We start from the raw sequence: 14,212 nt of genomic DNA on the forward strand, positions 1-14,212 counted from the left end.
CCCCCTAGGCGATCGATTGCGACTCGTATTTTTTCATGTTCCGTTCGATTTGCTTTAGGTGGCCGGCCAAATGCTCGGTAAGAAAATGCTCAATTAAAAACGTCATCGGCTTCACGCCAAATTTCGGATTGCGATGTGGTGCTTCCAACGCCAACTGTTCGTCATTTAGCGCCGCCAGTTGTTTATCGGCCAATTCCACCGCCGCCCGAATCCCGTGAATCACCTCATCGACATGGCGGGCGTCCGCTTGGCGAACCGCCGCCAGTCTCGCTTCATCATTGAGCCCCCGCCCCCATTCGCCGCCGCCGGCTTGAATGACACGAACAAGTTCCCTTGTCCAGTAGCCGATCACTTCTTCAACGTGACAAAGAATTTCCATGATCGACCATTCATCGGTAGACGGTTTCCAACGGATCGTTTCTTCTGTCAACGTGCCAGCTTTTTGGATGATCTTCTCTACCGACTCTTTGATTTCTTCGCGGTATTGCTCGATCAACGGCATGACGGTCCCACCTCCACCGGACTCGGTACAGCGGCAACCCGGTTCTCGAGTACGCCAATGTTCGCCACTTCAATGCGTACGATATCCCCATGCTGCAAAAAGACTTGCGGATTGCGGGCAACCCCGACGCCGCCCGGCGTTCCGGTGCAAATGACATCGCCCGGTTCAAGCGTCATGATATGCGACAAAAATTCTACAAGATAATGAACATTAAACACCAAGTTTTTCGTATTCGACCGTTGACGCTCTTCCCCATTAACGGTCAATGAAATCTCCAGGGAATGCGGATCCGGAATTTCGTCTTTTGTCACAAGCCACGGTCCCATCGGCGCGCTCCCATCAATCGTTTTTCCTTGCAGCCATTGGATCGTCCGCCGTTGCAAGTCCCGTGCTGTCACATCATTGACGATCGTATACCCGGCCACATACTCGAGCGCATCCGCCTGCTTTACATTCCGCGCCCGTTTGCCGATGACGAACGCAAATTCCGCTTCATAATCGAGCTGACTCGTGATCGGCGGCAACGGGATGTCATCTTCCGGACCGATGATCGTATTGCTAAACTTGGCAAAAATGACAGGGTATTCAGGCAGTTCTCGCTTCATTTCGAGAATATGCTCACGGTAATTATGGCCGACGCAAATGATTTTGTTTGGCTTTAACACCGGCGCTTCCATTTTGACATGGGCGCGGTCGATCGTAAGTCCATGTGCCAAGGCGAATTCAACCGCTTTTTGCGCCTCTTCCAAACTGTTCTCTCCGCCTTCAAGCAGCCCGATGGTATCGGCTGGAACAAGCGCGGCGGCAAGCTGCTCGGCACGCGGATGCCCGTTGGCCTTTAACCGGGCCACATACGCTTGATGGAGATCGATGACCTTGTCTTCAACGATACACCCAGCACGCACCGCATCACCCAATCGGTAGTTGATGATTTTCATCATTGTCCCTCCTCACGTGTGGTCATGGCCGCTGTCTGCCGGATATTCTCACGAAGTTCCGCCGGGATGGGAGCGGCTTTCGGCCTGCCGCCGGCGAATGTCGTCCACACCCGCACCTCATACCCGTCAGCCACGAGCTGGTCACCGCGGAAAAACTGATGTTGGATGCGGAACGATTTTTCTCGCAGGTCAGCAATAGACGACTTCACACAAACGTGATCTTCAAAAAAGAGCGGGGCAAGAAACTGGCATTTCGCTTCCACAATCGGCATACCGATTCGCTCTTCTTGAAACCACTTCCATGTCGAATGCCCAAGGCTGGCAAAAAAGTGGTGGGACGCTTCGTCCATCCACTTATAAAAATTCGGGTAAAAGACGATGCCTGCCGCGTCAGTATCCCCCCAGCGGACTTGGAAAGAGTACTCCATCGCATTTCCTCCTGATCAATATTTCGTTGACAACTGCGGCGGTCCCGATTTCGGTCCGTACGGCCCTTCGTCAAGCCATTTGCCGAGACGCGGTAAAATCGGCGCCAATGAAGCGGCCACTTCCCGTTTCCTATTGATCGCTGGGTCCGTTCCTTGAATGTGCTCCAATGCAATCCCCGCACAATCGCGGTTGTATCTCGCCGCAATTAGACGCTCATTAGCGGCTGCAGCAATAGCTTCTTTTGCTTCTTCGCGCGTGTTAACCTGAAGGGCTGTCTGAATCGCCTTGGCCGCCATAATCGCATCCGGTACGCCGGAGTTCATGCCGCGCGCGCCAAATGGGGCAAACAAGTGCGCAGCCTCGCCAGCCAACAGCACTCGATGATGACGGTCAGTGAGCGACTTAGCAACCACTTGGAAAAAACGATACGTCGACACCCATGTGATGCGGTCGGCATATTTTGCCGGCATCACTTTTGGCAACCATTGTTTCACGCCTTCCACACTGCCGAACTGCTCCGGGTCATCCCCATCAAGCAGCTGCAAGTCAATGCGCCATCCGCCAGCAAACGGCACAAAGAGGACGTTGCGCCCGTCCACAGCCGGATGCTGATAATGAAACACCCGTTCAAGCGGCAGCGGATCGGCCTCATCTTCTTTCACATCGACGACGACAAAGTAGTCTTTCGTCCGCGGTCCTTCCATTTCGATGCCGACCGATTGGCGGACGGTCGAGCGTGCCCCATCAGCAGCAATGAGATAATCGCACGACCACCGTTCGCCCGATGCGGTGATGACAGTGATCCCTTCCTCATCGGTCTGAACATCGAGAACCGGCGTCTCCCAGAAGAATTCGACCCCCGCCTCAAGGCAGGCGTTATACAAAAATTTTTCCGCTTCCACCTGCGGCAAACTCGTAAACGGCGGAAGTGCGTTCGGATCAGGGGACGGATACCGCTTTACATACACTTCCTTGCCGCGAAATAATGTGCGCTTGATTGGCCACACGACGCCATGTTCGGTAAATGTTTTTCCTAACCCCGGATAAATGTCCTCTAAATGCTGGAGCGTCGCCTTATGGAAATAAATCGCCCGGCTTCCTGGCCGGAGACGGTCTTTCGGTTCCGCTTCGATCACCGTCGCTGGCAGTCCGAAATGACGCAATGCCAAGGCCGCAGTTAATCCGATGGGCCCTGCCCCGACGACGAGAACAGGGCGCCGTTGAACGTTAGCTTGACTCATCGTCTCTTCTCCCTTCTTTTCCATGACTTTTGTTTCTCTATCGATTAACCTACTTGTTGTTGATGATTGCGCTCGTCGATGACCCGCTTTGCCTTCATCGAAAAACGAGGTAATGATCCGGGCGCAACCCGTTCGACATCAATTCGGATGCCGATCCGTTCCCTGAGGCGGTCGGCTAAACGCCGTTCGACATCCGCTTCCGACTCGATTTGTACTTTCACTTGATTCATTTCCTGCTCTGTGTAATAGACAATGCGAAACTCTTTAATTTCTATAAATTCTCTGACAATCGTTTCAATCGACGATGGGAAAATATTGACACCGCGCACGACAACCATGTCATCGGCTCGTCCAATAATGCCGCCTGGCAAAAAGCGGTGCGGATTGCCGCAGGCGCATGGCGTCGGCGAGCACAGCACGATATCTTTCGTCCGATAGCGAATGAGCGGATAGCCGTAACGGCTGAAATTGGTGAGCACGAGCTCTCCGCGCTCCCCTTCTTTCACCGGCTGCAGCGCTTCCGGATCAATGACTTCCGCCAAAAATTGCGCTTCGTTAATATGGAGTCCGTTTCGGGCTGAACAAGAGTAACCGTACGCTCCCATTTCCGTCATCCCGGCATGATCGTACACGGCTGCTCCCCAGCGCATTTCGATCTGCTCTCGTGTTGATGGCACTGATCCGCCTGGTTCCCCTGCAGTGATGATGGCTCTAATCGGCGTCGAAGGCAGATCGATGCCCATTTCCTCGGCTACTTCGGCTAAATGAAGGGCATAACTTGGCGTACAAAGTAATACAGTCGCCCGGTTTTCAATCATGCTGTACAACCGTTCCTTCGATGACTGGCCGCCACCTGGGATGACAAGTGTTCCCATTTTTTTCGCCGCCTCATAGGCGGACCAAAAACCGATAAACGGCCCGAACGAAAACGCCAAAAACAGGCGGTCTCGATTTGTCACTCCACTTGATTTCAATACTTCGATCCAACAATCCCGCCACCAGTCCCAGCTTTCTTCCGTATCCAAAATTTTGAGCGGCTTACCGGAAGTACCTGATGTTTGATGGTAGCGGACATAGCTCGTTTCCGGGTAACAGTGGTTCCGGCCAAATGGCGGGTAAAGCTGCTGGTCTTGCACAAGCTCTTCTTTCGTTGTAAACGGCAATTTCCGGAACTCATCCATCGTCCGAATCGGCAAACAAAGGTTGCGGAACTTCTCCTTATAAAACTCGTTAAACTGGGTGACAAAGATGAGCAATTCATTGATTTTTTGCAGCTGATACTGCTCTAAATTGAGTTCCATCTCCCGAACCGACAACGCCATCCCGTTTCCCATCCCCTCTTTTCTATTTTGTTCTTAATGAAGTTTATAATATTTAAAACGTTCTGAAAGTTATGTTATACTATTATTGTCCCATATAAAAGTTTTATATTCCTCTATACAAAACATAGTAAGATTTTTTGAAAACGATTTGTTCTGAGAGAAGGAGGAAGAGAAACTGATGGAAGTTCGCAAAACCCGAACGTCTTTTTCTTCATTAGAAAATGCGTTGAGACTGCTACAGCTGTTTTCGATGGATGAAACAGAACTTAGTATCACTGATATTTCCGAGAGGCTAAATATCAGCAAAAGCGCCGCCCACCGGCTGCTGCAAACGTTAAAAAGCGAGGGATTTGTCAAAAAAGACGCGAAAACCAACCTATATTCCCTCGGTACTTCTTTACTGGCAATGAGAAAAATCATTCATTCCCGGTTTCCCATTTGCCAGATTGCTCTTCCTTTCTTGCAAGAACTTGTTTCGGTATCAGGAGAAAGCGCACATATCGCCACGTTGCACGGTGCTGATGTCATTTATTTGCACAAAGTAGAATGTGGTCATCCAGTTCGCCTTCTTTCTTACGTAGGCAAAAAAAATCCAGCGTTTTGCACGAGTACCGGTCAAGCCATTCTCGCTTATCAGCCGAGGGAAGCGATCGACCGCATCATCGCCCGTGGACTTCCTTCGTTTACTCCAAGAACGATCACCTCACCATCGGTACTTATTGAAAAATTAATGCAAGTAAAACAACAAGGCTATGCCATCAGCAAAGAGGAACTTCATAAAGGGGTAACATCGATCAGCGCTCCGATTCGTCACCGTAACGGTGATGTGCGCTACTCTATTTCCATCGCCGGACCAATCCAACGCATCAATGACCGTTCCATCCCTCATCTCGTACAGCTTGTCATGCAAACAGCCCATGCGATTTCTATCAAACTGTAAAAATGTCCATCGAACTTATAGAGCAAACACAGATGTTATGAAAAAACAATAAGGAGCATTCCTGTTAGAAGTTTTTCCGGGGACTTGAATAAAAAAAGCCCTCTTGGTATGATTCGGGGGTGTCAATTGGATGAATTGACCCCTAATTTGAATACCAAGGAGGACTATACATGCATTCTATCTCAAACAAGAAGATTAATCAAGTCACCGATCAAACGCTGGTTGTTGGGATGGATATCGCAAAGAAAAAACATTATGCCTGCTTTGTGGATGAGCGAGGGAGGGTGTTAAAAAAGCCGTTTCCCGTTCTGCAATCGAAAGAAGGATTGGAATGGTTGTACCAGTGCATCGTGGAAGCCATGAAGGAATTTGGAAAAACCGAGGTGATCGTTGGCATCGAGCCAACGGGACATTATTGGCTGAATCTCGCTTATTTTCTTGATGAGAAAGGCATCCCTCTCGTCATGACAAACCCGATGCACGTGAAGCGCTCCAAAGAGCTGGACGATAACCTTCCAACCAAGCATGATGCGAAAGATGCGCTCGTCATTGCCCGGTTAGTGAAAGACGGCCGATTCAGCTATCCGCGCATTCTCAAAGGGATGGAGGCGGAGCTGCGCGTTGGAGCGACATTTCGCTCCAAATTGGTGGAAGAACAGGGAGCAGTTCGAAATCAGATGATTCGCTGGCTCGATCGGTATTTTCCAGAGTTTACGCAAGTCTTTCCGTCGTTTGGGAAAATGGCGCTCGCGGTACTGGAATATACGCCATTTCCGAGTGATCTAGCAGGAAAAGAGCTAGAAGAGGTTCTCGCCCTTTACCGGCAAAGCGAGGGATTACAATCGCCGCAAAGGCCGAAAGCGAAGAAGCTCATAGAACTGGCCCAACACTCCATTGGCGTAACGGAAGGACAACAGATGGCCCGTATCGAAATCGCCACACTTGTCCGCCGGTACCGCCAGCTGGAAAAAGAGATCGAGGCATTGACAGAACAGCTGATTGAACTCGTTCAGACCTTCGTCGAATACGAATGGCTGAAGACCGTTCCGGGTGTAGGCGATGCGACCATCGTGGAACTGTTATCAGAGATCGGGAGTTTCTCCCATTATCAGGATCCGCGGCAACTCATCAAATTAGCGGGCCTGACGCTGCGGGAACATTCCTCCGGCCAACACAAAGGGCAGAAACGGATCTCGAAACGGGGACGAAAACGGCTTCGCGCTCTCCTGTTCCGCGTGATGATGCCGATGATCCGCCACAACGAAGCGTTTCGGCAGCTGCACGACTATTACACGACACGACCGGAAAACCCGTTACGGAAGAAGCAATCGATTGTGGTGTTATGCGGAAAATTATTGAAGGTACTGCACGCTATGTGTACGAAGCACCAAGCGTTCGATGCGAAGCGAATGATGCAGGACATCTTTGGTCTCGAAACGGCTGCTTGATGCCTATCGTCTCGATTCCCTAGACAACAAGGATGACACGGAGAAGCTGGCGCGATATCATCCATTCGACTTTGAGTCCCTAAAGGAGCTTAGCTGGCCTCTGCCTGATGACTAGACCGAACGAAGGAATGTAGGCACAAGGATGCCAAGAGACATGGGAGGGTTCGTCATCATCAGCGATGCAGAGATCCAAGGTGCATCCCATACGCTTCCCTCACTACAACCAAATTTAACCAGTAGTGACCGCGAAGCGTACCCACCAAATGTAAGATATACACATATTTAAAAAATAATGTTAGGAACTTTGTCGAAAAATATTTTTTTGACACCCCTGAAACGGCTACAACCGTTGATATATCAACATTTCTAGAGGGAGGATCCTTGCTTTGAAAAAATCAACTGATACTCTTTCCTCTGTTAAAAACGGAATGCGCATTTTGCGTTTATTTTCTGTTGAAACACCGGAACTAGGCGTTACGGAGATGGCCCAACGACTCGAGCTGCACAAGACGACCGTACATCGATTAGCCACTTTATTAGAAAAAGAAGGATTTCTCGAACAAAATAAAAAAACTCGCAAATACCGCCTCGGCCTTTCCATTCTGCATTTAAGCGGATTGATTGATTTGCATACCGAAATATTTAAAGACGCCATTCCGATCTTGGAATCTTTGATGAAGGAAGCTAATGAAGCTGTTCATTTATCTGTGTTGGAAGACGATCGAATTGTTTACCTGTACAAAATAGAATGCCCGCACCCAGTGCGTCTTCTCTCTCATATTGGCCGAAGCAACCCGTGTACGTGTACAAGCTCGGGCAAAGTCATTCTAGCGTTCAGTCCGAAATCGATAGTAGAAAGCATTCTCCGCCACGGGTTGCGAAAATACGGGCCAAACTCAGTGACCGACCGAAGCGAGTTTATCCGCCAGTTAGCAGCCATTCGCCAGCAAGGGTATGCCGTCTGCATCGACGAACTCCATGAAGGAGCGACAAGCATCGGCGCTCCCATTCACGATTATTCCGGCAATGTCGTCGCCGCCGTCAGCATCGTCGGACCGAATCAGCGGATTACTCAAGCAAACATTGTCCGTTTGGTTCAGTTAGCTTGCCAAGCCGCCCGCGACATTTCATTACTACTTGGATATTATGAATAAAGCTTTCTCCTCCTCTTTGCTAAATAAGTGCAATCAATGATCAAAAAGATGGGCAGTTGCCATATCATCACAAAAAAGCCCGGAAGATCCGACTAAACCCGATCTCCCGGGCTTTCCCTTAATTAAAAAGGATACGTTCTTGCCTTCGTCTGCACGGACACCCATTTCACTGTTGTAAATTCATCGATCACCCATGGGTTTCCAAAACGACCCAAGCCACTTGCTTTATTGCCGCCAAATGGAATATTCGGAGCATCATTGACTGTTTGATCGTTAATATGAGTCATGCCGCTGTCAATGTTTAGCGCCCACTCCTTCCCTTTCTCAACATCACCTGTAAAAATGGCGGAGCTGAGCCCGTATTCCGTTTGGTTGGCGATAGCGATCGCCTCTTCGTCTGTTTTCGCTTTAATCACCACAGCAATGGGGGCAAACAGCTCTGTTTGGGCGAGCGTGCTTCTTGGATCAACATCAACAAATACATACGGCGTCAGCACATTACCGATCCGCTTTCCTTCTAAAGCCATTCGGATTCCTTCGCGTTTTGCCTCTTCGACCATTTGTAACGCCTTTTGCATCTGCTTTTCATTGATGATCGGTCCGATCACAGTGCTCGGATCGCGCGGATCGCCGCACGGAAGCGCAGCCGCTCTTTGCACGAACTTCTCGACGAATTCGTTATATTTGCTCTCATGAACAATAATGCGGTTGATGATCATGCAAATTTGTCCTTGATGAATAAACTTGCCAAAAATCGCTGCATTCACTGCTTGATCTACGTCTGCATCGGATAAAACGACAAATGGGCTATTTCCCCCTAATTCCAATGCCACTCGTTTTAACTGTCTGCCGGCAATCTCACCAATTCGTCTGCCTACCGTCGTCGACCCGGTAAAGCTGATAAGGCGTGAATGTGGGTTGGTCAACATCTCATCGCCAATCTCATCAATGTCGGTTAACAAAACGTTCAATACCCCCTTCGGCAGCCCAGCGTACTCAAACGCCCGAGCGATCACCACCCCCCCCACGAGTCCGACTTGAATATCGGGTTTATGCACCACGGTATTGCCCAAGGCAATCGCAGGAACAATCGTGCGCAGCGATAAGTTTAATGGAAAGTTGAAAGGGGAAATAGAAGCAATCACCCCCAATGGCAACCGGTAGATATAGTTGACTTTCCCCTCTATATTCGAAGGCACCTCTCTCACAGTCCGTACTTCATCGACATAATGCAACGCCTCTTCGAAAAGCTCGAGAGCCAAATGAAACTCTACATTCGCCTTCAATAAAGTGCCCCCTGTTTCGCGGACAATTAAATCGATGATCTCCTCACGGTTTGCTTGTAAATATTCCATCGCCTTGTGCAATACTTCTTTTCGTTGAGCAACTGAGGAACCCCCCCACTCCTTTTGCGCTTCGCTAGCCGCTTCAAACGCACGGTGAAGCTGTTCGACCGTCGCTAGCGGGACAGAGGCAACAACCGACCGATCATACGGATTCAAAATATCATAGGTGCGGCTGCTTTCTCCTTCCACCCATTCTCCATTGATAAAACTTTTATTCCATTGTTCGTAACGTTCCATTTTTCTTTCACTCCTCCGTTAAATTGTGTACTTAAGTCGAATTTAATTTTCTTTAGTTTAAACCCCTACTTTAATGAGGTTATATGTTCTTATCTTGATACCTAAAGGGACAATTGTTTCAAATGACTAGGACTTCCTACCTTATCAAAGCTCCCAAATCTCTCCTGAACACAAAGCAAAGCTAAAGCACCTATTATACTTGGAACTGCAAAAACTATAAACGTTTTTTGTGGCGCAAGCCCTGTCGATAAAATTAAGGCTATTAACGTAGGAGCTACGACGGCGCCAATCCTGCCGATTCCTAACGCCCATCCAATTCCTGTAGCCCTTGCTTCCTTAGGATAATATTCTGAGATATAAGGATTAGCTAAATTTTGAGTACCAACTGTGCATGCTCCTCCTACAGCTACAAGCACGTATAACATAAACAAGTTTGAAGTCACTCCTAGAATTACGAAACACAATGCCCCTAATATATACATCGAAACTAATACTTTTCTATGTCCGAGCTTTCCTGACAAAAAGCCGCCGATCAACGAACCAACAATCTGACCTATACATAGAACTATATTGAATATCAATCCCGAAGAAAAACCATAGCCCGACTGTTGCATAATTTTCGGAAGCCATGTATTTAAGCCATACACCATTAATAAACAACTAAATACAGCGATCCAAAAGGCAAAGGTGCTAACAGCTCTTTGTTTTTCAAACAACTTTTTGATCGGAAATCCCTTGGACTCATTTTGGATCTCTTCCAAACAGTAATCATCTTCTTCTGTATAATTACCAAGGGGATTTATACGATTTAAGATGCTACTCAATTTTTTTGTTTGTTTTTTCAAAATGTAAAATGAAAGGGATTCCGGGAATTGTTTTAGAAGAATCGGAAGAACTAGCAGTGGAAATCCACCGACCCAATACAAAATTCTCCATCCCGCTTCCGGAACCGCATATATTCCTAGCAACGACACCAAGATCCCACCGATAGAGTATCCACAGTACATTGTGGCGACAATAACCGCTCTATTTGCCTTCGGAGAGTACTCTGTCATTAAAGAAATGGCATTAGCTGGTAAACCACCAATCCCTAATGCAGCAATAAAACGCATAATAGTAAAAGCAGTAGGACTATCAATTACTCCGCCTAAAAATGTAAAGACACTGAATATGACCATACATATGACCAACACTTTTTTTCTTCCTATTTTATCAGCTAAAGGAGCAAACACTAATGCGCCGATTATCATTCCGATCAGTGAATAGCTTCCTATAGCACCAGCCTGAACTACTGTCAAATTCCATTCTTTCATGAGTAAAGGCAAACTTACTCCATATAAAGCAATGTCATATCCATCAAAAGCAATTGCAAAAAAACACCACAAATAGATCATCAGGTGAAATTTGTTAAATTTACTAGCTGCCGCAATTTCTAATGTATTAACTCGGCGCATTCTAGTCCCCCCAGGCCGTATAAGAATAATAACTATTATCCCCTTAATTACAAAAATATCTCTGAAAGCTTTGCTTATACGTCACACTTCTTCCTGGACAGAAGGAAGGTGAACATCTAGCACAGCTGATCTCCCCTCTTCCAACGCCTGTAATCCTTCTTGCAAAGCATCTTTTAGTTCACCAGGTTTTTTAATCGTCCTAGCGTAAGCACCTCCGGCAGCCTCAGCAATTTTGGCCAGGTCTGCTGATGGTTCAAAACTCACCCAAAATTCATTTATTTTTCGCGCTACCCCGTTCGGATGCACGCCTAACGTGGATAATTTAGGAGATTTCCAACCTTTGTTGTTGTATATAACAGTCAAAAATGGAGTTTGATATCTTCTAGCCATCCAGTGAACAGTGGAAGGGATACTAAATAAATAACTCCCATCTCCTGTTAAGTTAATGACCTTCTTATGCGGCAAGGCCAATTTTACTCCGATGCTAGCTCCGCCGTTCCATCCTAGTGAGCCTGCACCACTTCCAATAATAGACCCAGGCTTTGTTGCTCCAATATGTCTATATATCGTTTCATAATTCGAGATCCCTTCATTAACGATAATCGTATTATCATCAACAAGTTCTCTAATGCACGCAGTTAAATACTCAGGGGTAATAGTGTCCTCCCTATACGATTCTTTTTCTTTCCATTCTTTTCGTTGCTCATGATGAACCCGCTCGACTCGCTTACATCTTTCCTGTACCGTTTTCCAATTTACAGGAGTTTGCCTCAATAACCGATTTAGTTGTTTCAATGCCGTAAAAGAGTCCGCTCTAAAAAAGCACTGAGAGGGAATATACCATAATGGCATTTGTTCCTTCAAAGGATCTACATCAATGTAGTAAATTTTACAATGCTCCGATGGTTTATTTTTTAAAGGAATCCATGGCACATCGCTATCTAAGACTAGAATAACGTCTGCTTTAACCAATAGTTCATTTTGATCTTGTGAGTTCCACAAATATCCACAATGCATAGAATGACTGCTCGGGAAGTTCATGTAGTTAGGAACTGATTCAATGACGGGTATAGATAAACGCTCGCTTAACTCTATAAGTTCATCTACCGCTTTGACATTTCTCCCTAAATATGATGTTATAATTAACGGATTATCAGCGTTTACTAAACTACTTACAATTTCATTTACTCCGTCTTCGGGAAGAGCAGATGGTCGGATAGGATCCCACAATGCTAGATTAACTGTAACCCTACTAGTTTCTTCTTCCATTACCTCTCGAGGCCCAACTAGATACACTGGACCTTTTGGATCGCTTTGAGCAATCTGTAACGCCCGATGCACCAATTGCTTTACATTTTTTCCTGATCGAATTTCGTTATTGTACTTAACGTATCCCCTTACTATTCCTCTTTGGTCAAAGACATCCTGTATCCAATGAATAAACTCATTTCTGCTTCCCACCATTTCTCCTTCCTGTGTGAAAGGAGAAGCACCGGCAAAAATGAGCACAGGAATTCTCCCCTTTGCCGCATTATGGATAGCTCCTCCAAGATTTTGTGTACCACATTCAACATGCACAATAACGGCCTGAGGTTTCCCGGTAACCTGTGCAAACCCATGTGCCGCACTAAGTGCTACCATTTCATGTGGACAAGTGATCACTTTAGGGAGTTCAATTCCCTTCTGACTAGCCTCTGCCAGACTTTCTATAATCGCAGGATGATCGCTACCTAAGTTGCAAAAAATATAAGACACACCAGCTTCCCGAAGAGCCTCTAAAAAAGCTGTGCTGGTAGTATATTTATCGAACACTTTCTAACCCCCTTCAATTTAAATTAACATTGCACAAACAATATTCATAATATTATTAATATAATTAATATTATATTAATTAATAAATTGTTGCTCATGAAAGCCTTATATTCCTCTATATGAAATAAAACTATATATGCTCATTGAAAAGTTAACCTTCGTATAAGTGTGCCCACTCCGGTTATACTGCTCCTAAGGAAGGGCATGGAAAATGAGCGGAATTCTGCATGAGACGTCTCAACATCACCAACGATCACGGATGGACACCTCGGACACTTCGCAAACAGGAACGGAAAATCAAAAACACCCTTCTTCGCCAACGGGTGATGACGGTTCGCCTGATCATGGAAGGTTATTTGGGCAAAGAGGTGGCCTCCATGGTCAACGTGTGCCGACAAATCGTTTCCCATTATGTGTCGCTGTTCAACGAAGGCGGTCTGGAGCTCTTGCTTCATCGGGATTTCGCACCCGGGCGGGAGCCGTTTCTCATCGAAGAACAGCAGGAAGAGATCAAACAGCTGGTGTTGACCACCACTCCCGTGGAACTGGGATGGGACGTCGCTTCGGCGTGGAACACCAAACTCTTGCAATCCTATGTTGAAAAGCACTTCGGTGTTTGCATTTCCCGCGAAGCGTTGCGAAAACTCCTGCACCGCAAAGGGCTGTCATGGACACGGCCGACCTACACATTGGCGAAAGGCGATCCAGATCGACAAAAGCATTTTGAGAAACAGATCGACTTCATAAAAAAACTTAATGGATCCTGATTCGGTCTTGTTATACCTTGATGAAACACATATCCGCTCTTATCATGTCTTGCGGTCCACATGGTCGGAAGTCGGCCGCCAAAAACAAGTGCCGACGTTCGGCCATCATGCCCACGTATCGCTGTTTGACGCGGTCAACATCCACGATGGCGAAACGGTGCTTCATCAAACGACCGCTGCCCATGCCGCGACGTTCTTGGATTTCTTGAGAATGCTCAAAGAGCGCGATCCGGATCGTCTCATAGTCTTCGTGTTGGATAACGCCCGCATTCACCATGCCAAAAAAATGGTCAAGGAGTTTTGGCGGGAAGAAGGGCAGTGTTTTCACTTTATTTACCTTCCTCCCTATTCGCCACAGCTGAACCCGATTGAACGCTTGTGGAAATGGCGGAAAGATACGGTGATGGCCAATGTATTTCACAAGGATCGCAACGATATCATTCAAGCCATTACTCGGTTTGTCCACTACATCCACGAACGTCCGGAGGAAATGCTGCAGCGCTTAGGGTTGTGCAGGATGAATGAGAAGTTAACTCTTCATGTTGCATGTATATAGAAATCGTATGACTACTCTTAATTGGGAAACAGTGCTATCAGATGATCTCTCATCCCCGTAATGGCA

General features: G+C 47.0%; 13 protein-coding genes. 5 read left to right on the plus strand and 8 right to left on the minus strand.

Going from position 1 to position 14,212, the window contains the following annotated elements:
* Nucleotides 1–4 precede the first annotated feature (4 nt).
* Genes IC803_RS09525 through IC803_RS09545 form a run of 5 tightly spaced genes read right to left on the minus strand, consistent with a single transcriptional unit; the run spans nt 5 to nt 4,432 of the window.
* Nucleotides 5–502 (minus strand): DinB family protein, encoded by a 498-nt coding sequence (locus IC803_RS09525; protein ID WP_081211252.1) that lies wholly within the window; start codon nt 500–502, stop codon nt 5–7.
* Entirely contained in the window at nt 493–1,440 is a 948-nt protein-coding gene (locus IC803_RS09530) for a fumarylacetoacetate hydrolase family protein (protein ID WP_081211254.1), read from the minus strand. The genes IC803_RS09525 and IC803_RS09530 overlap by 10 nt, the downstream gene beginning before the upstream one ends.
* On the minus strand, nt 1,440–1,868 hold the full coding sequence (locus IC803_RS09535) for an acyl-CoA thioesterase (RefSeq protein WP_081211256.1): 429 nt from the start codon (nt 1,866–1,868) through the stop codon (nt 1,440–1,442). Before IC803_RS09535 ends, IC803_RS09530 begins: the two co-directional genes overlap by 1 nt.
* 15 nt (nt 1,869–1,883) lie before the next feature.
* Nucleotides 1,884–3,110 (minus strand): FAD-dependent oxidoreductase, encoded by a 1,227-nt coding sequence (locus IC803_RS09540; RefSeq protein WP_081211258.1) that lies wholly within the window; start codon nt 3,108–3,110, stop codon nt 1,884–1,886.
* A gap of 44 nt (nt 3,111–3,154) precedes the next feature.
* Nucleotides 3,155–4,432: a phenylacetate--CoA ligase family protein gene (locus IC803_RS09545; RefSeq protein ID WP_081211260.1), complete on the minus strand. Its 1,278-nt coding sequence runs from the start codon at nt 4,430–4,432 to the stop codon at nt 3,155–3,157.
* Between the two features lie 178 nt (nt 4,433–4,610).
* Between IC803_RS09545 and IC803_RS09550 the strand changes: the two genes are divergently transcribed.
* The 3 genes from IC803_RS09550 (at nt 4,611) to IC803_RS09560 (ending at nt 7,974) form a co-directional block, all read left to right on the plus strand.
* Nucleotides 4,611–5,372: an IclR family transcriptional regulator gene (locus tag IC803_RS09550; RefSeq protein WP_081211262.1), complete on the plus strand. Its 762-nt coding sequence runs from the start codon at nt 4,611–4,613 to the stop codon at nt 5,370–5,372.
* A gap of 170 nt (nt 5,373–5,542) precedes the next feature.
* A complete protein-coding gene (locus tag IC803_RS09555) occupies nt 5,543–6,820 on the plus strand; it encodes an IS110 family RNA-guided transposase (RefSeq protein ID WP_190304189.1) in 1,278 nt (425 codons plus the stop codon).
* Nucleotides 6,821–7,206: 386 nt separating this feature from the next.
* Nucleotides 7,207–7,974, plus strand: coding sequence for an IclR family transcriptional regulator (locus tag IC803_RS09560; RefSeq protein WP_081210359.1), 768 nt, complete (start codon nt 7,207–7,209; stop codon nt 7,972–7,974).
* Nucleotides 7,975–8,096: 122 nt separating this feature from the next.
* Here the strand turns inward: IC803_RS09560 and IC803_RS09565 are convergent, their stop codons facing one another.
* The 3 genes from IC803_RS09565 to IC803_RS09575 all read right to left on the minus strand — a co-directional run bounded on the left by IC803_RS09565 (nt 8,097) and on the right by IC803_RS09575 (nt 12,823).
* Nucleotides 8,097–9,557 carry an aldehyde dehydrogenase family protein gene (locus IC803_RS09565; RefSeq protein ID WP_081210357.1) on the minus strand — a complete coding sequence of 487 codons (1,461 nt, stop codon included), beginning with the start codon at nt 9,555–9,557 and terminating at the stop codon, nt 8,097–8,099.
* Nucleotides 9,558–9,658: 101 nt separating this feature from the next.
* Entirely contained in the window at nt 9,659–11,011 is a 1,353-nt protein-coding gene (locus tag IC803_RS09570) for an MFS transporter (RefSeq protein ID WP_081210355.1), read from the minus strand.
* 81 nt (nt 11,012–11,092) lie between these two features.
* Complete coding sequence (locus IC803_RS09575; RefSeq protein WP_081210353.1) at nt 11,093–12,823, minus strand: thiamine pyrophosphate-requiring protein; 1,731 nt, start codon at nt 12,821–12,823, stop codon at nt 11,093–11,095.
* 227 nt (nt 12,824–13,050) lie between these two features.
* On the opposite strand from IC803_RS09575, the gene IC803_RS09580 reads away from it, so the two are divergent.
* Both IC803_RS09580 and IC803_RS18180 read left to right on the plus strand, forming a co-directional pair.
* A complete protein-coding gene (locus IC803_RS09580; RefSeq protein WP_081210351.1) occupies nt 13,051–13,590 on the plus strand; it encodes a helix-turn-helix domain-containing protein in 540 nt (179 codons plus the stop codon).
* On the plus strand, nt 13,580–14,146 hold the full coding sequence (locus tag IC803_RS18180; RefSeq protein WP_081210349.1) for an IS630 family transposase: 567 nt from the start codon (nt 13,580–13,582) through the stop codon (nt 14,144–14,146). Before IC803_RS09580 ends, IC803_RS18180 begins: the two co-directional genes overlap by 11 nt.
* Nucleotides 14,147–14,212 lie beyond the last annotated feature (66 nt).

Origin of the sequence: Geobacillus sp. 46C-IIa, assembly GCF_014679505.1 — a bacterium.
Taxonomy (GTDB): Bacteria; Bacillota; Bacilli; order Bacillales; family Anoxybacillaceae; genus Geobacillus.

Excerpts from the sequence above, each read along its gene's own strand:
- IC803_RS09555 (WP_190304189.1), top strand. The coding sequence starts at position 5,543 with ATGCATTCTATCTCAAACAAGAAGATTAATCAAGTCACCGATCAAACG.
- IC803_RS18180 (WP_081210349.1), top strand. The coding sequence starts at position 13,580 with ATGGATCCTGATTCGGTCTTGTTATACCTTGATGAAACACATATCCGC.
- IC803_RS09525 (WP_081211252.1), bottom strand. The coding sequence starts at position 502 with ATGCCGTTGATCGAGCAATACCGCGAAGAAATCAAAGAGTCGGTAGAG.
- IC803_RS09545 (WP_081211260.1), bottom strand. The coding sequence starts at position 4,432 with ATGGCGTTGTCGGTTCGGGAGATGGAACTCAATTTAGAGCAGTATCAG.
- IC803_RS09530 (WP_081211254.1), bottom strand. The coding sequence starts at position 1,440 with ATGAAAATCATCAACTACCGATTGGGTGATGCGGTGCGTGCTGGGTGT.
- IC803_RS09580 (WP_081210351.1), top strand. The coding sequence starts at position 13,051 with ATGAGACGTCTCAACATCACCAACGATCACGGATGGACACCTCGGACA.
- IC803_RS09540 (WP_081211258.1), bottom strand. The coding sequence starts at position 3,110 with ATGAGTCAAGCTAACGTTCAACGGCGCCCTGTTCTCGTCGTCGGGGCA.
- IC803_RS09550 (WP_081211262.1), top strand. The coding sequence starts at position 4,611 with ATGGAAGTTCGCAAAACCCGAACGTCTTTTTCTTCATTAGAAAATGCG.
- IC803_RS09565 (WP_081210357.1), bottom strand. The coding sequence starts at position 9,557 with ATGGAACGTTACGAACAATGGAATAAAAGTTTTATCAATGGAGAATGG.
- IC803_RS09570 (WP_081210355.1), bottom strand. The coding sequence starts at position 11,011 with ATGCGCCGAGTTAATACATTAGAAATTGCGGCAGCTAGTAAATTTAAC.
- IC803_RS09535 (WP_081211256.1), bottom strand. The coding sequence starts at position 1,868 with ATGGAGTACTCTTTCCAAGTCCGCTGGGGGGATACTGACGCGGCAGGC.